Origin of the sequence: Lujinxingia vulgaris, from assembly GCF_007997005.1 — a bacterium.
Taxonomy (GTDB): domain Bacteria; phylum Myxococcota_A; class Bradymonadia; order Bradymonadales; family Bradymonadaceae; genus Lujinxingia.
In genome coordinates, this window is record NZ_VOSL01000147.1 from 18827 (window position 1) to 44006 (window position 25180).

Annotated in this window: 14 protein-coding genes; 10 read left to right on the top strand and 4 right to left on the bottom strand. The window is 66.6% G+C overall.

All coding sequences use genetic code 11. From position 1 onward, the window contains the following. Positions 1-678 precede the first annotated feature (678 nt). Positions 679-12156, top strand: coding sequence for a tetratricopeptide repeat protein (locus FRC96_RS20775; protein ID WP_146977472.1), 11478 nt, complete (start codon positions 679-681; stop codon positions 12154-12156). Between the two features lie 77 nt (positions 12157-12233). Here the strand turns inward: FRC96_RS20775 and FRC96_RS20780 are convergent, their stop codons facing one another. From FRC96_RS20780 to FRC96_RS20790, 3 genes are read right to left on the bottom strand one after another with little or no spacing between them, the layout of a single operon-like run. Continuing rightward, positions 12234-13031, bottom strand: coding sequence for a protein-L-isoaspartate O-methyltransferase family protein (locus tag FRC96_RS20780; RefSeq protein WP_146977473.1), 798 nt, complete (start codon positions 13029-13031; stop codon positions 12234-12236). A 17-nt stretch (positions 13032-13048) separates the two neighbouring features. Beyond that, complete coding sequence (locus FRC96_RS20785; RefSeq protein WP_146977474.1) at positions 13049-13531, bottom strand: low molecular weight protein-tyrosine-phosphatase; 483 nt, start codon at positions 13529-13531, stop codon at positions 13049-13051. A gap of 41 nt (positions 13532-13572) precedes the next feature. Further along, positions 13573-13881 carry a hypothetical protein gene (locus tag FRC96_RS20790; protein WP_146977475.1) on the bottom strand — a complete coding sequence of 103 codons (309 nt, stop codon included), beginning with the start codon at positions 13879-13881 and terminating at the stop codon, positions 13573-13575. A 202-nt stretch (positions 13882-14083) separates the two neighbouring features. Between FRC96_RS20790 and FRC96_RS22515 the strand changes: the two genes are divergently transcribed. The 4 genes from FRC96_RS22515 to FRC96_RS20805 all read left to right on the top strand — a co-directional run bounded on the left by FRC96_RS22515 (position 14084) and on the right by FRC96_RS20805 (position 18914). Beyond that, positions 14084-15304 (top strand): hypothetical protein, encoded by a 1221-nt coding sequence (locus tag FRC96_RS22515; protein WP_230470533.1) that lies wholly within the window; start codon positions 14084-14086, stop codon positions 15302-15304. Between the two features lie 91 nt (positions 15305-15395). Then, positions 15396-16208: a tRNA 2-thiocytidine(32) synthetase TtcA gene (ttcA, locus tag FRC96_RS20795; RefSeq protein ID WP_230470534.1), complete on the top strand. Its 813-nt coding sequence runs from the start codon at positions 15396-15398 to the stop codon at positions 16206-16208. A 202-nt stretch (positions 16209-16410) separates the two neighbouring features. Continuing rightward, positions 16411-17886: an MATE family efflux transporter gene (locus FRC96_RS20800; RefSeq protein WP_146977477.1), complete on the top strand. Its 1476-nt coding sequence runs from the start codon at positions 16411-16413 to the stop codon at positions 17884-17886. A gap of 80 nt (positions 17887-17966) precedes the next feature. After that, complete coding sequence (locus FRC96_RS20805) at positions 17967-18914, top strand: dimethylarginine dimethylaminohydrolase family protein (RefSeq protein ID WP_230470535.1); 948 nt, start codon at positions 17967-17969, stop codon at positions 18912-18914. Positions 18915-18923: 9 nt separating this feature from the next. Here the strand turns inward: FRC96_RS20805 and FRC96_RS22520 are convergent, their stop codons facing one another. Next, the gene (locus tag FRC96_RS22520) at positions 18924-19310 is read right to left on the bottom strand and encodes a VOC family protein (RefSeq protein WP_230470536.1); all 387 of its coding nucleotides are present in this window, start codon (positions 19308-19310) and stop codon (positions 18924-18926) included. Positions 19311-19461: 151 nt separating this feature from the next. Between FRC96_RS22520 and FRC96_RS20815 the strand changes: the two genes are divergently transcribed. The 5 genes from FRC96_RS20815 to FRC96_RS20835 all read left to right on the top strand — a co-directional run bounded on the left by FRC96_RS20815 (position 19462) and on the right by FRC96_RS20835 (position 25165). Beyond that, complete coding sequence (locus tag FRC96_RS20815) at positions 19462-21672, top strand: penicillin-binding protein activator (RefSeq protein WP_230470537.1); 2211 nt, start codon at positions 19462-19464, stop codon at positions 21670-21672. Further along, positions 21669-22901: a hypothetical protein gene (locus FRC96_RS20820; RefSeq protein ID WP_146977481.1), complete on the top strand. Its 1233-nt coding sequence runs from the start codon at positions 21669-21671 to the stop codon at positions 22899-22901. The genes FRC96_RS20815 and FRC96_RS20820 overlap by 4 nt, the downstream gene beginning before the upstream one ends. 156 nt (positions 22902-23057) lie before the next feature. Beyond that, positions 23058-23789 (top strand): protein TolQ, encoded by a 732-nt coding sequence (gene tolQ / locus FRC96_RS20825; RefSeq protein WP_146977482.1) that lies wholly within the window; start codon positions 23058-23060, stop codon positions 23787-23789. 21 nt (positions 23790-23810) lie between these two features. Continuing rightward, positions 23811-24314, top strand: coding sequence for a biopolymer transporter ExbD (locus tag FRC96_RS20830; RefSeq protein WP_146977483.1), 504 nt, complete (start codon positions 23811-23813; stop codon positions 24312-24314). Next, positions 24314-25165, top strand: a complete 852-nt coding sequence (locus tag FRC96_RS20835) for a TonB C-terminal domain-containing protein (RefSeq protein ID WP_146977484.1) — start codon at positions 24314-24316, stop codon at positions 25163-25165. Before FRC96_RS20830 ends, FRC96_RS20835 begins: the two co-directional genes overlap by 1 nt. The last annotated feature ends 15 nt before the right edge of the window (positions 25166-25180 follow it).

Genomic DNA, 25180 nt, shown 5'->3' on the forward strand with positions numbered 1-25180 from the left:
TAACACGCTAACGCCGGGCATTCGCCCGGCGTTTTTTTTGGGCTCCGTACATCACAGGTCCGCCTCCCTGCGGACGCCAAATCGCCCGCCACCCGCGCACCAACCCCTCATCACGCCCGTCCCTCCTTGCCTCGCCCTCACCCTGACCCCTCTCGGGCCTGTAAACGCTTGCAGGTTATCCCTCATTCGGGGGCATGATCCACCCCTCCCGGTGGGACTCGACCCTCAGCCTGACCCCTCTCACACCCCTCCCGGTGGGACTCGACCCTCAGCCTGACCCCTCTCACACCCCTCCCGGTGGGACTCGACCCTCAGCCCGACCCCTCGCTCACCTCGCAACATCCTACCTTACATCGAGCCCGACGCCTCCATCGCCTCCTCGCGCATCGCCTCACCCTCAGCCTTCCACATCCATCACCCCTCACCCTCGAACCCCACCCCCGGCGCTCCGCCTGCCTCCTGACACGGGCCCACACCCCACCTCCAACTCACCTGTTCGCTACGTCTTGTAACCGCACCCCTTTCATCACACAGACCGCCTTGCCGCCCTCCCGCTTTGATTGCTACATTTGCCAGACGGCTTCACCCCCCGATCAGTGTAGGATACCGCGCTCGCCATCAGCCTCACCGACGACATTCTCGCGGCAGGCACTCCCGCTCTACAGACAGGTAAGATCGATGACCGATCAGCTCCGCGCGCTCCAGGACCAGTTGGCCACCGACCCCGGTAACCCCGACATCTTCCGCGCCCTCCAGAGCCTCTGCTGGGAACACGGACACTGGCAAGAAGCCCTCTCCGCGGCCCGAGAACAAGCCAGCATCAGCACCCTCAAACCCGACTACCAGAGCCTCGCGCAGAGCCTCCACACACTCGCCGAATCCCTTCAGCCTGGACCTGAAAAGGCCCGCGCTCTTTTGGCCTTAGGCGACCTCTACCTCGAAGACCTCGACCAGCGCGCCCGCGCGATGGAAGCCTACCAGGCCGCTTTCAAGGCCCACCCCGAAGACGCCCTCCCGCTTCAGCGCGCCTCCGCCGTCTACCTTCGCCATAGAGAGTGGGACAACCTCCTCACCACCCATCAGATCGAGGCACGCGTCGCCGCCGATCCCGCCGAGCGCGCACGCCTCCTTCTCGCCATCGCGCAGATCCAGGCTGAGCACCAGGGCGATCTCCCCGCCGCGCTCGACACGCTGGCGCAAACCGAGCATCCCGACCCTCTCGTCGAACAGCTCACCGCCCTCTACCAGCGCGGCGTCACAATGGCCGACGCCATCGCCGAAGCCGACGAACTCGCCACCGAACTGCTGGCGGAAGGGGAGGGCACCGACGCCGCGCAGGCCTGGTTGGAAGCCGCCCAGCTTGAGTACGACCGGCTTGCCGGTGATGCCGCGCGTGCGCTCCAGTTTGCCCGGAAGGCCCTCGACGCCGACCCTGAGAACGACGACGCGCACCTCATCGTGGACGAACTTAACGCCCGACCCGACGCCTCTGCTCCTACCTCCAACGACGCCGACGCTATGACTCAGCCTGGCTCTGCCTCCGAAGATTCCCCCGCACCTCAGAAGCGCAGCGTCAACGCCTTCTTCGACGCCGTCGCCCCCTTCGACGGCGACCTCGATGCGGCCCGCCAGGCCCTCCAGGATGACCCGGCCAACCTCTCCGCCCTCGCCGCAATCCGCGCCGAACTCCGCGAACAGGGCAACATCGGCCAACTCGCCGAAACCCTTGAACACTCCGTGCGCTACCTGCGCAAGCGCGACGGTGAGTGGGAAGTCATGACCGAGCTGGCCAGACTCTACTGGCTGGAACTCAACGACGACGAGCGCGCCGAGTACTACTTCAAACGCCTCAAGCTCCTCGACGACGCCCACCCCGACGTCTTCGCCTTCTACGAAGCCTACTACGAAGACGCCGGAGACTGGCGAAAGCTCTTCTCCCTGCTCGCCGGCCGTCTCACCCAACTCGAAGACCGCGAGGACTACTGGCTCGTCGCCGAACGCCTCTCCGACATCGCCGAGACCGAACTCGGCAGCGCTGAGAAGGCCATAGACGTCTGGAAAAACTTCCTCCGCGAATACCCCGCCGATCCCGAAGCACGTCGTCGCCTCCGACACCTCTACGAAGACCACGGTAAATGGAACGCCCTCGTCGACCTCATCAAAGATGAAGTCCGCCAGCTCGAGGAGAACGATCCCGAAAACACCACTGAGCGCATCGCGCTCCTCGAGGAAATGGCCGACATCTACCGCGTTCGCCTCAACCTCGACTCCATGCTCATCACGATCATGGCCCAGATCCTGGAGCTCGATCCCCTCCATCCCTCGGCCTTCGATCAACTCCGCGATCTCTACGAGAAGAACCGTCGCTTCAATGACCTCGCAAGCCTGCTCTCCGATGCCGCCGAGCGCGCCGCAGAGCAGGGCGACATCGGCCGCGCCGTAGGCCTCCTCCTCGAAGTCGCCGACATCTGGCAGGAGCGACTCAACAACGTCACCCAGGCCATCCCCTACCTGGAACGCGTCATCGCGATCGCCCCCGAAGAGGCCGACGTCCGCGACCGCCTCCGCCAGATCTACGAGCAACGTCGGGACTTCCGCTCCCTCTTCGATCTCGAGGTCAAAGAGGCCGTCCTTGAACTCGGCGACGATCGTGAGACCCGTCTGACCGAACTTCTGGAGATGGCCCGCGAGAAACTTCGCGACCCCGAGCGTGAAGCGCGTGTCCTCGAAGCCCTCACCGAATCCCACCCCTCCGAAGAGCGCCTCGACGAGCTCCAACGCGCCTACCGCCGCCTCGAAGATTGGCGCTCCCTCGCCACCCTCCTTGAGTCCCGAGCCTCCTCCTTTGACCCCGATAGGGCTCTGAGCACCCGGGAAGAAGCCGCGCGCCTCTTCCATCAACGCCTCAACGATCTCGACGAAGCCGCCCGCGCCTGGCAGGCCATCCTCAGCGACCACGCCGACCATCACGAGGCCTTCGACAGCCTCAGCGAGATCTTCGGCAATACCTCCCGGCTCGACGCCCTCGAAGACCTCTACCTCGACGCCCGGCGACCCGAAGATCTCTACGAGCGCCTCGACCTCCTCGCCGACGGCCGCGATGACGCCGCCGTCATCGACCTGCGTGAACGCCAGGTCCGCCTCGCGCAACAGCACCTCCAGGACGACGCCCGCCTCATCGCGGCCCTGGAAGACCTCCTCCTGCGCGCTCCTGACGAGGACGCCCAGGCCGCGCTCTACGAGCGTCTCCTCCCGACCTACGTCGAAAACGATCACTTCGATCGCGCCATTGAGGCCCATCAGTTCCTCCTGGAACGACGCGACGAAGACGGCCCCCGCGTCGAGTCCATGCTCGCCATCGCCGACCTCGAGCACCGTCGCGCTCAACCTGACCAGGCCCTGGCCTGGGCCCTCAAGTGTTTTGAGCGCTTCCCGGCGGACCCCGAAATCCTCGACGTCTCCCTGGTCTACGCCCGCGCTGCTGCCTTGCAGCAGACCCTCGCGGACGCCTGGATCGACTGCGCCGAGGCCATCGACGACGAAGCCACACAGAACGACCTCTTCTCCCGCGCCGCCACGCTCCTGGCGCAAGACCTCCAGCAGACCGAGCGGCCGATTGCGATCTTTGAGCTGCTGCGCCCCCGCATGCCCGAGTCGCTGGAAATTCTCGCTGCCCTCGATCCCCTCTACGACCGCGCCGGCCGCCACGAGGATCGCGTCGACACCCTCCGCGCTCAGATCCAGCTCCTGGCAGAGCAGGGCGCCGCAGACGCCGATCTTGTCGATCAGCTCTCCAAGATCGCCGACGTCCAGCGCGCTCACCTCGACCAGAAAGACGCCGCCCGCCAGACCTACATGGAGATCCTCGACCGCGACCCGGACCACCTCGGGGCGCTCCGCGGCGTCAAAGAACTCCACCGCCTCGACGAGCGTCACCACGACGTCGCCGAGTTCCTCATGCGCGAGATCCCCCTGGCGGCCTACGAGGGCCCTGAAGCCGTCTGGCGCGCCCGCATGGAACTCGGCGACCTCATGCGCGACCACCTCGATGACCCCCACGGCGCGCTCCGAGCCTACGCCGAGGTCTTAGGGGAGAACCCCGAACACGACGGCGCCCTCACTGCCGCCCGTCAATTCCTCGATCGCGACGACTTCGCGCGCGACGCCGCCTTACTCCTCGAGCCCATCCTTCGCGACCTCAACGCCCACGAGCCCCTCGCCGAAGCCCTCGAGGCGAGACTGCGAGTCTGCGATGATCCCTTCGAAGAGCAGGAGATCCTCGACGAACTCATCCCCCTCTACGCCGACGAACTCAAAGACACCGAAGCAGCCTTCGCCCACGCCTGCCGCCAGTTCAACATCGACCCCGAACGCGACGATATCTGGCTCCGCGTCGAACAACTCGGAGCTCGTCTCAACCGATGGGCCCTCATCGAAGAGATGTTCACCGCCGAGAGCCCTCTCCTCGGTCATGAGTCCCCCACGCGCTTTGACCTGCTCCGTCACCTGGCTGCCATCCGAGAGCACCAGCTCAAAGACCGCCCGCGAGCCCTCGAAGCCTGGGAGCGCCTCCACGCCTACGACCCGATGGACCTCCCCACCGTCGAAGCGCTGGAACGCCTCTACCGTAAAGACGAGCGCACCGCCGATCTCGTCGACATCCTCCGCAAACGCGCGCTCCTCGTCGACCTCGACGAAGACCGCGTCAACCTCCTGACCGAGGCCGCCAGCCTCCTCGACGATGCCCTCCATCAGCCCGTCGACGCCATCGAGCTCTACCGCGAAATCCTCGCCATCGAGCCCGATCACGCCGACGCCGTCGACGCCCTCGAGCGCCTCCTCCGCGATCAGCAGGCCTGGCACGATCTCGACGCCTTACTCGCCGAACAGGCCGACCAGACCCTCCAGCCCCAGCGCCGCCGCGCCTTCCTGCGACGCCTCGCCAGCCTGCGCTTTGAGCAACTCGACGACCTCCCCGGCGCCGTCGCCATCAGCATCGATCTCCTCGAAGACGACCCCGGTGACGACGCGGTCCTGGCCTTCGTCGCCGATCTCGACGACCGCCTGGCCTCCGAGGCCTCCTGGCCCGAGCTTCGCCTCGACCTGGCCCGCACCCTCGAGCCCATCTATCGCCTGCGCAGTGAGTACGACCGCCTCGACCACGTCCTCGCCATCCGTCTCGAGCTCTGCGAAGACCCCTTTGAGCAGCTCGAGATCCTCGATGAGCTCGTCACCCTTCGCCACAAAAAGCTCAGCCGACCCCGTCAGGCCTTCGACGCCATCGCCCGCGCCGTCCTCATCCAGCCCGACGATGAGGACCGCCGCAAACGCCTCATCGAACTCGCCAACGCTGTAGACGCCCTCGATGAGGCCGCCTCCACCCTTGAGCAGGCCGCCACCCGCGCCGACGCCTTCGCCGCCGGCGCCATCTGGAAACGCGTCGGTCAGCTCGCCACCCAGAAGCTCAACGATCCCACCCGCGCGATCGCCGCCTTTGAGCAGGCCCTGGAGCTCGACCCCAACGACATCCCCGCCATGGAGGCCCTCGAGCGCCTCTTTGAGGCGACCGGCGACACCGAAAACCTCAGCCTCATCCTCCTGCGCCAGTCCGAAGTCGCCACCTCCGAGCAGCGCCTCAAGCTCCTGCGCCGCGTGGCCATTCTCCAGGAGCAGGTCCTGGACAACGCGCCCGATGCCATCGACACCAACCGCCTTATCCTTGAGGCCGACCCAACCGATCTCCAGGTCGTCGAAGCCCTTGAGCGCCTCTACGCCGCGCAAGACCAGCACTTCGAACTCGCCGAGCTCCTTCAGCGCAAGGCTGAACTCGTCGAGGAGGGCGCCGCTCGCATGGGCGTCCTCGCCAGACTCGCCGAAGTCTACGAACACCAGCTCCACGATCTCGAAGAGACCATCGCGACCTACCGCCGTATCGTCGCCGAAACCCCCGGTCACCTTCACGCGCTCGCCCAACTCGACCGTATTCTCCGCGACGAAGCCCGCTGGGCAGACTGGGTCGACGTCGCCCGCCAGCGCCTCGACAGCCCCGCCGCCCGCGACCCCGAGCTTCGCCTCGAACTCGAACTTCAACTCGGCACCGCCTTAGCCGACGAACTCTTCGACACCGCCGAAGCGCTCCAGGTCTTCCGCGCCATCCTCGCCAGGGTCGAAGACCAGCCCGACGCCCTCGCACGCCTCGAGGCCTTCGCTCAAGACGAAGCCTGGATCGAAGACGTCGCGCCCGATCTGCGCGAGATCTACCGCCGTAACAACACATGGTCTCGCCACCTCGATCTCCTGGATCGCCTCGCGGCCCAACTCCTCGACCCCACCGAGAAGGCCACCGTCCTCTTCGACCGCGGTGTCATCGCCCGAGACCGCTTCGAGGACCGCGGCGAGCTCGCCATGACCTGTTTTGCTCAGGCCTGGGCTCTGGAGCCTCAGCGCGAGGGCTACGGCGACGCCCTCATCTCACTGGGAAGCCGCCTCCAGGCCTGGGACACCCTCACCGAACACCTCCGCACCGTCCTGGAGCGTGCCCTCGAACCCCGCATGATCCTCGACCTCCACCTCAAGCTCGCCATGATCTTCGGCGACGCACTGGGCGATGAGGCCGAGTCCGAACACCACCTGCGCGAAGTCCTCGCCATGGAACCCTCCCATGCCGAAGCCCTCGCCAGCCTCATGTCTCTCCTCGACCACCAGGAGCGCTGGCACGACCTCATTGAGATCTTCGAGGCGCGCCACCTGGCGCTCCTCGACACCAAACCCTCCGACGCGCTCACCTTCCTTCGAAAGATCGCCGAGCTGCAGGAGACCCGTCTCAACGACACCTTCTCCGCCGTCGAAACATGGCGACGCGTCCGCGCCCTCGAGCCCCGCGGCCAGCTCGCGCTCGACAACCTCGTCCGTCTCCTCACCCAACAGGAGCGATGGGAAGAGCTCGCCGACCTCTACACCGACATCGCCGCCTCCAGCAGCCTCCCCTCCGAAGTGCTGCAGGCCGAACTGGCCCTGGCGGACCTCTGCCGTGGCCCCCTCCACGAAGTCCCCCGCGCCATCGAACTCTACGGCCGCGCCCTCGACATCGACGCCGAGCACCCCCACGCCATCGCCTCCCTCGAAGCTGTCTTCGACGAGGACCCCGAACACAGCGCGTTGGCCGCTCAGCACCTCGAACCCCTCTACCGCCAGCGCAAAGACCGCCCCCGCCTGGCTCGCGTCCTCGATGCCCGCGCCGCCGCCAGCGAACTCCCGGCAGAGCGCCTCGCCTGGCTGCGCGAGCTCGCCCAGATCGTCGACCATGAACTCAACGATCCGGCCTGGGCCTGGCAGATCCACGGCCGCATCTTCGCCCTCGACCCCGCCGACCAACCCGCCCGCGACGCCCTCGCCATCCTCGCCGCCCGGGTCACCGACCCCGAGCAGGGCTGGCTCACCCTGGCCGAGTGCTACGACACCGTCCTGCGCGAGAGCTACGAGATCGACGACGCGCTCCGCGCGCACCTGCGGGTGGAGCAGGCCGAGATCTTCGCCGACCGCCTCCTCGACGCCTCGCGTGCCTCCGACGCCGTCAACCTCGCCATGGGCCTCGCCCCGGACCTGGAGCGCGCCATCGATCTTCGCGAGCGTCTCCTGGAACGCGAGCGCGACTGGCACGCGCTCGCAGACCACTACCGCCTCCTCGCCGAGCAGCAGCCCGAACACGCCGCGCCCTGGCTCGAAAAACTCGCGGTCCTCTTCGAAGAAGTCCTCGGCGATGTCGAAGCCGCCATCGACACCTACAACCAACTCCTCGACGTCGACCCAACCTCCGCCTCCTACCGGGCCTCGCTGGAGCGACTCCTCGCTCAAGTCGAGCGCTGGTTCGACCTGGCCGAGATCTACCGCTGGCGCATCGGCGACGCCCTCGACCCCGACGTCGTCCTCGACAACCGCTTCAAGCTCGCCCGCCTCCAGGAGGCTCACCTCGACGCCGTCGAAGAGGCCATCGAGACCTACCGAACCATCCTCAATGATGAGCCCTCCCATGGCCCCACCATCCGCGCCCTGGAAGGCCTGCGCCACGACCTCGAGCGCCGCAGCGGCCCCTGGGAGCCCATGCGCTTAAGCGTCATCGACCTCCTCCTCAACACCTACGACGAGTCTCTGGCCTGGCAACGCATCGACGATCTCCTCGAAGAGAAGGTCCGCCTCCTCGACGACGTCGCACTCAAAGTCCAGGTCCTCGTCGAGCGCGCTCAGCTCATGCTCCGCGTCAGCGAAGACGTCGTCGAACGCTCCCAGGCCCTCATCACCCTGGCGCGCGCCTACTGCCTTGACCCCTCCAACGCCGAGATCGAAGAGCTCGTCGAAGTCCTCGCCACCGATCTCGACGCCTGGCAGCGCGTCATCCCCATCTACCTCGCCGCCCTCGAAGACTCCGACGACGTCGCCCGCCAGGGCCGCATCCTCGCCGCCATCGCTCGCGTCTACGAAGGCCCCCTCGATGACAAAGAGAGCGCCATCGCCGCCTACCAGCAAAGCGTCGAGATCGCTCCCGATACCGAGGACACCCTCAGCAAACTCCAGCAACTCTACGGCGAACTCTCCAAATGGGAGCCCCTCGTCCAGATCCTGGAACGTCGCCTCGCGGAGACCTACGACCCCGAAGAGGGCAAGAGCCTGCGCGTGCGCATCGCCCGCATCTACGACGAGACCCTTCACCAGCCCGACCAGGCCCTCCGCCTCTACGAAGAGCTCCGCCAGGACGACCCCTCCGAGCTCTCTTACCTCCTCGTCATGGAGCGTCTCCTCGAATCCCTCGAAGACTGGCAGGGCCTCGAAGCGCTCCTCATCGACAAACTCAGCATCGTCGACGGCGACGCCCTGCGCTCACGCGCCTTCCATCGCCTCGGGCAACTCCGCCGGGACCACCTCCAGCGCCCCGATGACGCCATCGCCAGCTTCATCGACGCCTTAGCCATCAACCCCGAGGACACCGACGCCCTCGACGCCCTCATCGATCTCTACAACGCCAACCAGCGCTGGCCCGAACTCCTCGACGCGCTCCACGCCCGGCAGGAACTCCTTGACCCCGAGGCCCTCAGCGACATCACCTCCCTCGAAGTCCGACAGGGCGATGTCCTCGCTGAGCACCTCAACGATCCTCTTCAGGCCCTCGACCGCTACGCCAGCGCCCTTGAGCGTGACCCCCAGAACTACCTGGTCCGCGGCGCGCTCTTCCGCCTGATGACCCACCCCGAAGCCCTTGTCCCCGCCGGTCAGGCCCTCCAGGAGGCCTACCGCACCGGGCAAGAGTGGGATGAGCTCGAAGCCCTCTACGAGCGCATGATCGAACTCAACGAGATCCCCGAGCAACGCGCGGGCCTCTATATCGATCTCGCTCAACTCCAGATCGACGCCTTTGACCTCCCCGTGAAAGCCTTCGCCACCCTGGGGCGAGCGCTGCGCGACGTCCCCCAGGTCGACTTCCTCCGCGAGCAGCTCCAACTCCTCGCCGACCACCTCGGCTTCCAGGACGACCTCGTCGCCCTCTACGAAGAAGCCCTCGAGCTCGGCGTCGAAGACCTCGAGGTCCGGCGCTCCATGCACCTCGCCGTCGGCCAGGGCTACGCCCAGGGCATGGGCGAGGCCGACGAGGCCATCAAGCACTTCCAGGCCGTCCTCGAGATGGATGAGTACGACCTCGACGCCCTGCGCTGGCTCGACCAGATCTACCAGGCCCTCGAAGACTGGCCCAACCTCGTCGAAATCCTCCGCGCCAAACAGACCGTGGTCGACGGCGACGAGCTCCTTCAGACCCACTACCAGCTCGCCTACCTCCTCGAACTCGCCATCGAAGAGCCTCATGAGGCCTTCGATCTCTACCGCCGCGTCCTCCTCGACGACCCCACCCACGCTGGCGCCGTCGAGGGTCTGGAGCGCCTCAGCGATCTCGATGAACTACGTCCGGAAATCCTGCAACTTCTCGAACCCACCTACCGCGAGGCTCAGGACTGGCTCAAACTCAGCCGCCTCTACCTGCTGAAGCTCGAGACCGTCGAGAGCGCCGCTGAGCGGGCAGACCTCCTGCGCGAAGTCGCCACCCTGGAGTACGAAGAGCTCGGTGACGTCGAAGCTGCATACGCCCACTGGGGCAGGGCGCTCCGCGAAGATCCCCACGACGTCGACGTCCAGGAGAAGATCGAAGCCATCGCCGAGCAACGCGACCTCTACGAGGCGCTCGTGGCCCTCTACGAAGACATCGTCGAGAACCTAAACGACCCCATCCGTCAGCTCGAACTCGCCGAGCGCGCCGCCGACTGGGCCTCCCGCATCCTCGGCGACGACCAGCAGGCCGCCTCTCTCTACCGTGTCGTCCTCGCTGCGGAACCCACCCACCCGCAGGCCCTTGAAAACCTCGAGCGCATCGCTCGCCAGCAGGGCGACGACCAGAGCCTGGAAGCTGTGCTTGCCGCCAGACTCCAGTCCTCCCACGACGCCTCCGAACAGGCCGACCTCTACGCCGAACTCGGACGCGTGCGCCTCGGCCTCCAGGATCACCCCGGCGCCATCGACGCCCTTGTTGGCCTGACCGACCTCCAGGGCGAAGATCCCGAAGTCCTCGAAACCCTCTGCGGCCTCTTCGAGATCACCGAACGCTACGAGGAGCTCGCCAACACCCTGGATCGGCTCCTCAACCACCGCACCGAGCCCGAACATCAGCTCGAACTCCTCACGCAGCTCGGCGCCGTCACCTCCGATCGCCTCGAACAACACGGGCGCGCTCTCGACGCCTACACCCGCGCCCGCGAGCTCGCCCCCGACGACCTCCAGATCCTGCGCGCTCTCGAAGACGTCTACCACGGCCTCGGTGACCACCAGGCTCTGCGCGATCTACTCGACCGCCAGCTCGAGCTCGCCAGCAACGAAGACGAGATCGTCCGCCTCCTCCTCCGACGCGCGCGCCTGCGCTACGAGGTCGACCGCGACCCCAACGCCGCCATCGAGGACTACCAGGCCGCCTTCGCCCTGCGCGACGATCACCCCGACATCATCGCCGCCCTTGGCGATCTCTACCGAAACGAAGCCCGCTGGGACGACCTCCTCGCCCTGCACCGGCTCCACTTCGACCGCGCCCCCGACCAGGACGCCCAGATCCACCACCTCCTCGTCATGGCCCAGATCTGTCACGAGGAACTCTCTCAACTTGACGAAGCCGCCGGCTTCGCCGGCACCGTCCTTGAGGCCGACCCCCATCACCCCGACGCCCTCAACCGCCTGGAGGCCATCTACCGCTCTCAACACGCCTGGGACAACGTCATCGCCGTCCTCGACCGCCGCATGGAGCACGCCGACGAGCAGCAGCGCTACGACCTGATGCTGGAGCGAGCCCGCACCCTGGAGCAGGACGCCGACGCACCCCAGGCCGCCGCCGAGACCCACCTCGCCATCCTGGAGTCCTACCCCGATGACGAGGTCGTGCTCAGCCGTCTCGATGCCCTTTACAAGCGCACAGACGACCACCTCGGCGTCTACAACCTTCTCGACCACCGCGCCCAACGTACCGACGCCGCCGACGAAAAGGTCCAGCTCTATCTGCAAATGGGAGAGCTCGCCCGACTTCACCTCCCCGGCACCTCGCTGCGCACCGACGCCCTGGAGAAGGCCCGCGCCATCACCGACGATGACCTCGCCATCGTTGAGCCTCTCCTCGACGCTTACATCGAGCAGGGCCTCCTCGACCGGGCGACCCCCATCCTCAACGCTGTCATCGAGTCACTTCTCGACGCCCGCCAGATGAAAGACGTCGTGCGCTTCTATCACCTCCAGGGCAAGCTCGCCGAACAGGCCGGCGATCTCACCAGCGCCCGAGAGTCCTATGAGGCCGCCCACAAGATCGACGCCACCTACGTCCCCAACCTCCTCAGCCTCGGCAAGCTCGCCTTCCACAGCGAAGACATGGAGCACGCACTCAAGATCTTCCAGATCCTCCTGCTCCATCAGATGAACATCAAAGACAACGCCGACAAGGTCGACGTCTACTACCACCTCGGTGCCATCCGACAGGCCACCGGCGACGAGCGCGGCGCCCGCGACATGTACAAGCGCGCCCTCCGCGTCGACGCGTCGCACGCCCCCAGCCAGCAAGCCCTCGACGCCCTCGGCGCATAAGCCCCACCTCCCTCAACCTCACAAAAAAGGCCGCCCCTTCGGGCGGCCCTTTTTTTGACCTCGGCGCGAAGCTCAGCCTACTCCGCCTCCCCCGAACGCCAGAACTGCACCAGCTCCACATCCCGTTGCGTCACGATCCCATCCTCCCCCTTCATCACCACCGTCAGCGCCTGCTCCCCACCTTCACCCAGCGCCACCACCATGCGTCCCCCCGGCGAGAGCTGCGCAATGAGGGCTTCGGGCACCTCGGTGAGGGCTTCGTGTACGGCAACGCCCTCAAAACCCACGTCGGGCTCCGGCCACCCCTCAAGCCCATTGCCACAGTGCACCTCCACCCCCCGATACCCGGCACGCACCAGGTCATCGCTCATCAACCCGGCCATCTCACAATTCCCCTCCATCACGGTCACGTCCGCCCCCATCGCCTCCAGCACCGCTGCCGTATACCCACTGCCGGGAGACACCTCCAAAACGCGATCATCCGGGCTCACCTCCAGCAGCTCCAGCACCAGCGCGGCAAGGTAGGGCTGCAACACGGTGCGTCCTCCTCCCAGCGGCAGGGGCGCATCCTGATACGCCCGCGGACGCACTGGCGCCGGCACAAACTCGTGGCGCGGCACCTCGCGCATCGCCTCGACCACCGTGCGATCCTTCACTCCTCGCGCCACCACCTGCGACTGCACCATCCGGTCCCGCTCCCCCGCGCGCGCCGCCGCCTCCGGGTCCGCTTCCGGCTCAATGGTCCCCATCGTCACATCCGCCTGTTCCTGCCCACCCTCAAGCGACGGGGCAGGGGAGCGCTCACACCCCATCAACCCCACCCCCGCAAGCAGACTCAGGCCCACCACCCGGCACACCTCTGGCCAGCCTCTCATAGCCTCTCCTCGCTCTCTCAGGTTCTGTCGGCCATCAACGCATCGAGCAGCCCGGCGGTGCACCGCTCCACCATCTCGAAGACCTGCTCAAAATGCTCCGGGCCTCCGCCCCACGGGTCGGGAACATCCCCTCCGCGTTGTGCCTCGCTCGGCTCGTAATCCCGCAGCAGCACCAGCTTCTGGCGCTCCCCACCCTCCAGTCGCCTGGCGTCTCGCAGGTTGGCGCCATCCATCGCCACCAGCCAGTCGTACGCTTGAACATGGGCACCGACCAGCCTCTGGGCCCGTTGCCCCGAGATATCCAGCCCCAGCCGCTCTTTCGCCACCTTCACACTCCCCGGATCGGGCGGCTCCCCCACGTGATAGCCACTCGTCCCCGAGGACGCGATCTCAAAGCGATCCCCCAACCCCCGCGCCTCCACATGGTACCGAAACAACGCCTCAGCCAGCGGCGAACGACAGATATTACCCAGACAAAAGAACATCACACGGGTCGTCATCGTTCGCTCTCCTTACGCCTGGCGCCGCATCGAGCAGCCACTCAGAAGTTGATCCGTCGGCACGCACCGTTGGGCTGCACCGCGACCTGCGACCGATCCTGTCGCCACAAAAACGCAAACTGGTTCAACATAAACCCTACGCCTTCGGCCGGGTCCGGCGCTGTCGAAAGATCCAGCAGCACCTCCATCGCATACGTCGCACCCTCAACGTTGACCTGGTAGCGGTACAACGCCTTCTTCCCCTCCAACTCCTTCGAATAGATATTCGACTCCCCCGGTGTCGGCAGATCCTCCGGCCAGTTCTCCGTCGGAAACCCCGCATCTTCCAGCGCTTGCAGTGTCAAACTCATCTCATATCTCCAGCTTCGACGAGACCTCCGGTCTCGCATCGCCTATCCAATCAGGGGAATGATCCTTACGCATGTTTTTCGCCCGTAGTTTGCGCCATCCCCCGCCTCCTTTCAAGGCCCCAACCGCCCCCCCGATCGACCATCTCTCCCGCGATCCTACATTTATCCCACGAGCATTCGACAATCAGGGGGGGGAAACGCCATGCACACCATCCCGGGGGACCGACGCCCGGCGCCTCGCGCCATCGCCATCATCGCACTGACAATCGCCATCGTCGCCGCAACGGGCTGCGCCAGTCGTACCGACTGGCGCCCCCCGCAACGCCCCCTGATGCCTCTGGTCGAAGAGCTTCGCCCCCCCTCCACCGACATGCGCTTCGTTCAGCGCTGCCCGACCACAGACTTTCAACCTGCGCGCACCGGACCCTGGATCAGCGCCGCCTCCGAACGCCTCGCCACCACCCAACCGCCCACCCACCAGGCTCCCGACCAGATCATCACCACCGGGCAACCCATCACGTTACACGCCCGCCTGACCTACGGTGAGGCGCCACTCCGCGGCGAGTGGGCACGCATCTTCTGGGGCGGCTGTGAACGTGGCTGGGAGCAGATCGGACATGTGCGCACGGACGAAGACGGCCGCCTCGCCTGGCCCCTCGCCACGCGACCCACCCGCGGCCGCTACGCCTACGCCGTTCAGGTCGCCGGCGATCGCACCTTCGCCACAGGGCACATCTGGGTGGTCGCCCCCGAGGTTCGCGCGGTCGCCATCGCCGCCTCCGCGATCCTTCAAACGTCTCCCCCGGCGCCCGACGCCCCCAACCTCCCAACCTCAAGCCCCGACGCAGCTCCACCCTCGCCGCAAACCTCACCCGAGGACGTCCCATCCGCCGAAGAGGCTCCGGCGACCACCACCGCCGACGCCTCCGCACCTCCCGGGGCGACCTCGCAGCCCGCACCCTCGCTCACCCCGGGCGCCCGGGAGCTCGCCGCCTACTACGCCCGCCGCGGCTACCTCGTCATCTACCTCGTCGATGATCAACAGAGCACACCTCTGACCGCCCGCACCCTCGCCGAGCTCGGCCTGCCGGCTGGCCCCGTGCTCACGACCGCAGGGCAGGGCGACGCACCCGCCGAAGTCGTTACCCCCGGCAACCCCTGGGACGACGCCGCCTCCCGCGCCACCGGCGGCGGCCCGCCGCTTCCCATCATCCTCACCCACCACTACGTGCTCAATGACGCCGCCGCCCGCCTTCCACCCTCGCTTCCCCTCACCCCGCTGGAGGTCATTGCCCGCAACGACGCTCAGAGTTGGGATGCACATCTCCAGACCCTCCAGGCCGACGAAAAGTCAGGCTCGCAACCTTCCCATCAGATCATCCGCCCGGCCCACGCCGTCCCCAACCATCCCCCCTCTCGCTGACCCTGCGCGCCTGAGACAATGCGGGTTGAGCCTAGCCGCCGCAACGAGTATAGACGGCGGCGGTAGTATTTCCGGGCTCCCTGAGGTGAGTATGGCCGAGCTTGATCGACGTCGTCAGCGTCTTCTCGCAAAGGTGAAGACCGCGGCAAAGAACTTTGGCATCTTCGAAGACGGCGACCACATCCTGGTCTGCCTCTCCGGAGGCAAAGACTCGTATACCCTCCTCGACATGCTCCTGGAGCTGCAACGGGTGAGCCCCTTCGAGCTCAAACTCACCGCCTTTCACCTCGACCAGAAGCAGCCCGGCTACCCCGAAGGCGTGCTCCGCGCCTACCTGGAAGAGCAACCCATCCCCTTTGAGATCTGCGAGGAAGACACCTACGCCGTCGTCCAGGAGAAGCTCGCCCCCGACGCCACCCCTTGCTCGCTGTGCAGCCGCATGCGTCGCGGCATCATCTACCGTCGCGCCGAAGCGCTGGGCTGCAACAAGATCGCTCTGGGGCACCATCGTGACGACAGCATCGAGACCCTCCTCCTCAACCTCTTTTACTCCGGCCGCACCCAGGGCATGCCCGCCCAATTCACCACCGACGATGGCCGCTTCCAGGTCATCCGTCCCCTGATCCTCGCCGCCGAAGACGAGATCGCCACCTACGCCGCGATGCGTGGTTTCCCCATCATCCCCTGCAACCTCTGCGGCTCCATCGAGGGCAAGCGCAAGTTTGTCAAACGTCTCCTCGACGACCTGGAGACGACCATCCCCCATGTCCGCCACAGCATCCTGGCCGCCATGGGCAACGTCAAACCCAGCCACCTCCTCGACAACGACCTCCGCGCCCTGGCCGAACACGCCGCCGCGCCCCTTCCGACCGGAAGCTGCGTCACCGAGCCGGCGCTCTTCTAACGCTCCCTCATACCCCTCCGGTAACGGGCTCGTCTGCGCCCGATCCGTGCTCACCTTCGCGTCGCTGCACCCGCTCCACGCAGCTACCGACCCAACCCCCTCCCTCGCGCGCTCCTGTGCGCCTCCCCCTTTGTAACGGGCGTCGACGGCCCACATCACCGTCGACGTTCGCCGAGCCCGCAACGGGCTTTGAGGTACCCCGATGGCACGCGCCTCCACCGTCGACACCACCGAGGGAAGCCTCGTTGGCCGCTCCGCCCAGCTGGCCTGGCCGGCCGTCCTGCAGGCCATCCTCGCCAACTTCTACGCCTTCAACGATTTTGTCTTTGTAGGCATGTTGGGCGATGCTGCGGCCACCGCCGCGCTCTCCGCCTGCTTCGCGCTGCTCATCCTCCACTTCACCTTCATCAAGGTCTTCCCGGTCGGGGCCACCGCGCTCATCGCCCAGGCCTTCGGCGCGCGCAAGCCCGAGCGCATCGGGCAGCTCTTTCGCAGCGCCGTCACCACCACGATGGGCCTCTCGCTGATCATCGCAGTGGCGGGCGTCCTGGTGATGCCCTGGTTTGTGAGCCTGGCCAACGTCACCCCCGAGGTCGGCCTGCACGTCGCCGACTACCTCCGCATCATCTACTGGGCCACACCCACCTTCGCCTTGATGCTCGTCGTCGTCGGGGTCTTCCGCGCCTGCGGCGACACCCGCACCCCGCTGGTCCTGGAGATCGGAAGCCTCCTGGTCAACATCGTCCTCAACTTCATCCTCGTACTCGGCTGGGGCCCCATTCCTGCCATGGGCATCGAAGGCGCTGCGCTCGCCACCGCGTTAAGCCGCGGTCTCCCCGGCGTCGTGGGCCTCTGGATGATCCTGCGCGGTGACCTTGACTTCGACCCGATGGCCGGCGTCCGCGGCCTCATCGCCTGGCGCCCCGACCTCGACCTCTCCCGCCAGATGGCCGCCATCGGCATCTTCGAGGCCCTCTCCGGCCTGATCTACGGCGGCGTCTACCTGATGCTTAACCGTATGGCCGGCGAACTCGGATCGGCTGCCCAGGGCGGCCTGGGCGCAGGCTTGCGCGGCATCGAGTGGATCGGCTTTGCCTTTGGCAGCGGCTTCCTCACCGCCAGCATCTCCATCGTCGGTCAGAACGTCGGTGCCGGCAAAATGGACCGCGCCTGGGGAGGCGCCTGGATCAGCGCTGGGCTCAGCGCCCTCTGCTGCCAGCTCGTGGGCCTGATCTTCATCCTCTTCCCCGAACCCCTCTCGCGCATGGTCACCGACGACCTCGACACCCTGCGCTACGCCATGATCTACGTCTATTACATCGGCTGGGTGATGTGGGCGGTGGGCTTCGAGATGTCGATGTTCGGCGCCATGGTCGGGGCAGGGCAGTCCCGCACGGCCCTGGCCGTCTCCGGTGGCTACAACCTCCTGCGCATCCCCCTGGCCGCGGGCCTGCTCTTTGGCCTCGACAACCTCATCGACGGCGTGCGCTGGGTCACCCTCGGCGCCGCCGACGCCCCCGAGGTCATCGGCCCCTTTGCCGCCCTGGTCTGGACCATCGGCCTGACCTCGGTCCTCAAAGCTGTTACCTACGCCATCATCCTCAGCGCGCGTTGGCGCGCGCTCAAACGCTCCCAGGCCACCACCCGCGTCCGTGGTGCGCGCAGCGTGCGAATGTGATAGAAGGGCGCGCATTGTTTGAACATCACTGACCACCACACAGCACCGGGCAGAGGTAGTTGATGAAACCAGCGGTATTGATGGCGCACCCACGCCATTTTGCGATCAAAGGCGGCGCGAACCCCCACACGCGCAACAAGGACAAATCCCTCAAAGAGGTCGATCCCACCCTGGCCCTTGAGCAGTGGAACACCTACGTCGACCAGCTCCTCGAATGCGGCCTCGACGTCTACGTCATCGACGCCACCCCCGAGCTCACCGGCATGGTCTTCACCGCCAACGCCGGCTTCATCTACGGGCTGCGCGACACGAAGCCCTCCCCCCAGAAGACCTTCTTCCCCTCCCACTTCATGGTGGAGCACCGCATGGGGGAGACCGAGCGCTTCGCCGACTTCTTCACCAACTTCGGCCTGCAGGTCAGCGACATCCCCGAGCAGTGGCGCTGGGAAGGGGAGGCCGACGCCTTCCCCGTCCTCAAGGGCGATGAGCAGACCTGGATCTTCACCCACGGCTTCCGCTCCGACTCCGAGGTCGGCGACTGGCTGGAGAGCGGCCTGCTCAACGAAGACGTCGTCTCCCTCACCCTCTCCGACGAGCGCTACTACCACGGCGACACCGCCATCTGTGACCTGGGCGACCACGTCCTCGTCTACCTCGACGCCCTCGAGCCCGTCTCCCGCGAGCGCATCAAAGAGGCTCTGGGCGATCGCCTCGTCGAGATCGAAGAGAAGGACGCAAAAGCCTTCCTCGGAAACTCCTTCTACGTCGAAGTTGAAGACCGACGTCTGCTCTTTGTCCCGGCCGGCGTCCGTAAAAAGACCCAGAAGGCCATCGAGAAGCTCGGCGTTGAAGTCATCGAGATCGACGTCTCGGAGTTCTTCGGCAAGGGCGGCGGCGGGCCCAAATGCATGGTCTTCAACCTCGGCGTCTGCGATCCGGCCGAAGCCGGCCTCACCGAGGAGCAGAGCGCCTTCCGCCACGCGCGCCACATCAACAGCCTGCGCCGTCGCCGCGGCCGCATCCGCTGAACCGTCCCATCAACCCCCGGGGGCAGGGTGGGGGTAATGGCTCACCGCGACCCGGTTCCCCTCCGGGTCGCGGGCATAGAGCGTGTACGCGCTCTCGTCTTCAACCTGACACCCCATTGCCTCCAGACGCCCGCGCATCAAGGCTCGCTCCTCCGCCGCGATCGCGAACGCCAGCAAAAAGGGACCGGCCCCCACACCCTCCACCCGCGCCCGCTCCTCGCGCGTGTGTTCCACCATCAGCACGCCCGGGTTCAACTCCAGCCAGACCGAGCGCAGCGCCCCATCCGCATAATGATGGCGCGTCAGCTCCCTCAGCCCGAAGGCCCCGGCATAGAACCGCGCCACCTCCTCAACCTCACGGGCCCCCAGGGCGATATGATGCATTCCGTGGCTCATCTCTTCTCCTGAACAATGGTCAGACGGAGCCTCGCATAGCCGGGCGACCACCGGAAGAATTTCGAGCTTTTGACGCCCTGTGGTACATCGGGTGGTGACGTAGCGCGGCGACTCCATCGCCCGCATCAGCGATGATGACGGTGAGCAAGTAATGATCAAGGTGCACCTTTTCCGAAAGTCGACCCGAGGCCTGACTCTGGCGCTGAGCGTGCTTCTCCTCAGCGCGCCACTCGGCTGCAAGACCACCCGCAGCAGCACGACCCTGGAGCAGGAGCCGCCCATCGTGGCGAAGTCTCCCGAGGTGCAGGCGGAGTTCGACGACGCCGTCGCCCTCCTCAACGCCGGCGACTACGACCAGGCCGCCGAGCGACTTCGCCTCTTGCAGGCCGAAAACGCCGACGATCGCATCGCCCAGATGGCCGAACTCTACATCGCCCGCGCCCTCATCGGAGACATCGACGCGCGCTTCAAAGCGATGGAAGAGGGCCAGTGGCAGCAGCTCGCTCCCGAGGTCGAACGTCTCCTCGCACCTCTGGCCTCCTCCGCCACAGTGGATGAGCGCGTACGCTTCGGCGCGGCCGCCTACCTGGCATTGAGCCAGGCCCTCAACGCCCAGCCGGCGCAGGTCGCCGAGACCTTACGCGCCTACCCGGGCCCCTCCATGAGCCCGGCCATCCTCGAAAAAGACCGCCCCTGGGTCTGGCCCCTGATCGCCGAGGGGCTCCAGCAGGCCCAGCGCCCCGCCGATGCGATCGAGGCCTGGGCGCGCACCTTTGAGGCCCTCAAGCCTCAACCCCGGGCTGATGCTCCCCTGGAGGCTGCGGACACCTCCTCCGACGCCGAAGCCGGCACCGACGAACCCTCCCTCGACGACGCCGGCGCCGCCCAGATTCAGACCTACGCCGGCGCTGATGAAGACGTGGCCTTCGGCGACGGCCAATCGCTCCTCCCCGCTCAGGTCATGGCCGTCTCCCGTGCCTTTGACGCCGCCGACACCTTGAATGATCGCCAGGCCGCCGAGCTCCTCAACGCCGAGCGCCCCTTCGTTCGTGCCCTGGCCACCTGGGCCTACGTCCGCCGCGAAGCCCGTCAGGGCATCGATGAGCGCGAGCAGGAAGCCCTCCTGGAGATCTTCAACGAGAACGCCCCGTACTTCCTGGAGATGGGGGTCGCCAGTCGCGCCGCCGAGCTCTCCATGACCATCGCCTCCTTAAGCGAAGCGCGACGCCTGGTCGTCGGCGCGCTCCTTCCATTAAGCGGTCCCAACCGCGCGGTCGGCTACCGCGCCCTCTCGGGCATGCTCATCGCCCAGCAGTCCTTTCACGTCGCCGGTGAGCCCGCCGTCACACTCGTCATCGAAGACAGCGCCGCCGACCCCGCCGCCGCCCTCCAACGCCTGGTAGAGCAGGGCGCGCTCGCCATCGTCGGCCCCCTCGACGGCCGCATCGCCGCTGAACTTCGTCAACCTGCCGCCGACGCCGCCATCCCCATGATCGCGCTCGCCCCCGAAGCCATCGACGGCGCCGCTCAGGACCGCACCTCGTTGCTCTTTCGCAACTTCCTCAGCGCCACCTCCGAAGCCCGCGCCATGGCCACGCTCTCCTTTGAGCAGCTCCACGACCGCCGCGCCGCCGTCGTCTTCCCCGACATGGGCTACGGCCGCGTGATGGCCCAGGCCTTCGCGCAGGAGTTCCGCGCCCGCGGCGGTCAGATCGTCGCCGAGGTCGCCTACGATCGCTCCAGCTCCAACTTCGTCGACACCGCAAAGGCCGTCGCCCGCGCCACCCCCGACGCCATCTTCATCCCGGACTCCGGAAGCAAGATCGCTCAGCTCAGCGCATTCATGGCCCAGGAGAACATCTGGGGCCACGCCCCCGACAAGCGCCCCTCACCCCGAGCCCAGCGCACCTACGTCCACTACCTGGGCACCAGCCTCTGGCAAGACCCCATCGTCACCCGTCAGGCCGCAAGCTACGTCGAAGGCGCGCTCATCCCGGCCTGGTACTCCCCGACCTTTGACGACGCCGACACCCGCCAGTTCAGCGCCGGTTTTGAAGCCGTCTACGAGCGCGGCGCCGACTACTTTGAGGCCTTCGCCTACGACTCCGTCCAGCGCCTGCGCGAGCTGATGGTCGAGCGCGGCGTCGGTCGCTCCGAGACCCTCGCAAACTCCCTCCACGGCAACGAGTGGGCCGGCGGCGCCACCGGACGCTACCGCTTTGATGATCGCGGCGAGCCGGTGAGGGAGCTGCGTATGCTCCAGGTGGCGTCGGGGGAGTGGGCGGCCTATGAGCGCAGCATCATGACCCCCTTGCACCGTTCCACCGCCCCCGCTCCCGACGCCGACGGGAGCGCGCCGTGACCTTTGCGCCATCCCGCGTCTCAAACCTCATCGTGGGGCTGGGCGTCGTGCTCCTGGCGCTCACGGTGCCTGCTGCTCCGCTGCACGCCCAGCCCGCTCCAGATCGGGCGCAAGACACGGACGCCGCGCAAGACACCGACACCTCAACCGCCCCCGCCGACGCGATCGCGCCCGAAGCGCAACGTGGGGAGTCTCTGGAAGGGCGCACCCGCGACGAACTCGAAGATCAGGGCTTTGAGTTCGTCAGCACCGTCGAGCAGCGCCGCCGCGCACACGCCACCCTCCTGGCCGCAAGCGCTGGCGTGATCCTCCACGGGGTGGGGCACTGGCACCTCAAAGAGCCCTCCACCGCCTACTTCCTGGCCGGCGCCGAGCTCGTGGGCCTGACCACCATCGCCGGCGGCGCCGTCCTCAAACTTCGCCCCACGGGCAACGCCCAGATCGACCAGTTCAGCAATGAACTTCTCTTCCTTGGCATCGCCACGCTCTCCAGCTCCTGGCTCATCGACGTGCTCGGCACCGCCTTTCATGACGAGCTCGGCGTGCCCTCCTCAACGCGTCGCGATCATGGCCTCGGCCTGCATCTGGGCTACGAGTACATCCGCCCCGAGAACTTGAGCCTGCGCCACGTCGCTGCCGCCCAGGCCTACTGGCGCCGTCGCCACTATGACCTCGACCTGCGCGTCGCCCAGGAGCTGGGGTTGGGCATGTCCGACTACAAGCTGCGCGGCGTCTGGCGCCCCTGGGTGGCCACAGCCGCCCAGACCAGCGTGGGCGTCGCCTTGCAGGGCGGCCTGGTTCAGTATCGCCTTGATCTCCCCTACGAGCGCGCCCGCGTCGCGCTCAGCGCGATAGGCACCATCAACCTCGGCAGGCTCTTCGCCCACCTCGACCAGATGACGCTCACCGCCGAGGCCGGCTTCGCCCTGCGCTCCTTTCGTTTTGCCCCGGGCAGCGCCGGCGCCTCCGGCACCGAGGGCTGGCGCTGGGGAGGCTGGGGTGTCCCCCTCAAAGTGGAGCTCGGCCTCAACCTCACCGACGAGCTCCGCTTCCTGGCGGCCCTGGAGCGAGGGCAGGGCGACTGGATGCTCACCTCCAACTCCCGCATCGGCGTCCCGGTCTTTCATATCCTCTACCGCAGCGCCCGCCGCCTCGACCTGCGCTTCTTTGCCGCCTTCGGCGACGGCGTCAGCGCCGGCGCCGGCCTGGCCTTCTGGCTGGGGGAATAAAGCCCCGGGCTGAGCGCGCTTTCAAGCGCGTTGCCAGTGCTCCGGCGCTCGTGATACCCCGGTATGTCCTGTAGTTGGCACCCGCACCGTGTTGTCCTCGACTTCGTCGGGTGCCCCACCACTTCAGCAACCCCATCTGTTCGCGAGGAGCGCCGCATGCTCGCAAACCTCCTGTCGTCGCCCCTTCTTGCCGAAGCCGCCGGCTCGCACATCAGCGTCATCGAGATCGTGATGGACGCCGACGCCGTCGTCACCGCCATCCTCATCTTGTTGGCCGTGCTCAGCGTCATCTCCTGGTACATCATCGGCTACAAGGCCCTCTACTTCCGCCGCGCCCAGTCCGAATCTCAGGACTTCATGGACGTCTTCTGGCAGTCCAAACGCCTCGACGCCATCTACCAGTCCTCCGAGGAGTTCCCCCGCGCCCCGGTGAGCCGCGTCTTCAAGGCCGGCTACATCGAGCTCTCCAAGCTCAAGGGCAGCAGCGAAGGCGCCGGCGCGGAGTCGATGCGCCAGCAGCTCGGAGATATTGAGAACGTCGAGCGCTCTCTGCGCCGCGCCTCCCGCACCGAGATGACCGAGCTGGAGAAGCTCGTCCCCTTCCTCGCCACCGTGGGCTCAACCTCACCCTTCATCGGCCTCTTCGGCACGGTCTGGGGTATTATGGTCGCCTTTCTCAACATCAGCGCCTCCGGGGCCGCCGGCATCGACGTCGTCGGTCAACCCATCGCCGAGGCTCTCATCGTCACCGCCATGGGCCTCTTCGCGGCCATTCCGGCCGTCGTCGCCTACAACTTGTTCGTTAACAAGATCAAAGTCTTAGGGGGCGAGATGGATAACTTCTCCTCGGACTTCCTCAACATCGTCAAGCGCCACTTCTTCAAGTAATCCGCGTCCCAGGGATAGCCCATGGCTATGAACTCCTCAGGTGGTGGGGGGACCGTCCTCTCCGAGATCAACGTCACCCCGCTGGTCGACGTGATGCTCGTGCTCCTGGTCATCTTCATGGTGACCACGCCGCTGATCGAGCAAGACGACGAGAAGCGAGAAGTCGAGATGGACCTTCCGGTCACCCGCGACAACGAGAGCCGCGTCAACCTCGATCAGACCGACCAGATCATCCTGGAGATCAACGACGACCTCCAGATCTTCATCGGTGAGACGATGATCGTCGACTGCACCGCCGCCCTCGACCAGGTCGAGCCGCAGCGCTTCGAGCCTTGCTTTGATGAGCTGCAATCCAAAGTCGCCTCCAACCAGAAGCTCCAGGACCAGGGGCGCCTCTATCTCCTCGGCCACCCCGACATCCCTTACGGCTTTGTGGTCGGATCGATGAATCGCATCCGCCTGGCCGGCGTCTCCAACGTAGGCATGGTGACCAACCCCGAGTACCGACAGGCCGAGCCTAAGTGATGACGTCGAACCTGCCAAAACCAGCCCTGACGCAGCAGGGTGGGGGAGTGTTCGAGATGGGCGCGGGCATTGCGCTCACCCTGGCGCTCCACGGCGTCATCGCGCTCAGCGTCTGGTGGGCCTCCACACTCGCCCCCGAAGAGCCCCCACCCCTTGAGCTAGTCTTCGAGCGCGTCGAGCTCCTGGCGCTCGGCGAGGAGCGGGAGGAGGCCGCGCTGCCCCGGATGGCCAACCCGGAGCCGCCCCCGCCCGCACCTGATGAGGCCGTCGTGGTCCCGGACCCCGAGCCCCAACCCGATGAGAATCAGGTCAACCTCCAGGCTCAGCGCCACGAAGAAGAGCAGGAGCGCCAGCGCCTGCAAGAACAAGAGGAGCGCCGCCGTGAGCAGGAAGAGCGCGAACGCCGTCGCAAAGCAGCGCTGAGCGCCCTGAGCAACCCCGACCGCCCCTACAACGACGACGCCCCCGAGGGCAGCGCAGACGGCGTTGTCGGCGGCACCGTCTCCGATGCGGCCATGGCCAACATGATGGGCACCTACCAGGCGCGCCTGCTCCAGGAACTCCTCCGTGCCTGGACCGTCCCCACCACCCTGGGCGACGCCGAGCTCGCTCAACTCGCCGGCAGCGTGCGCGTCTTTGTCCGCCTCTCCGAAGGCGGAAAGATCGTCAGCCACACCTTCCGCGCCCGCAGCGGAAACAAGCAGTTCGACGCCAGCATCGACCGCGCCATCCGCCAGTTTCATGTCCAGTACGGCGGCCGCACCCTGCCGCTCCCTGACAATGAAGATGTTCGACGCGAGGTGCTCCGTGAGGGGCTCTTGCTGACGCGGTGGGACTCCACCGCACGATGACCTCGACAAGGAATT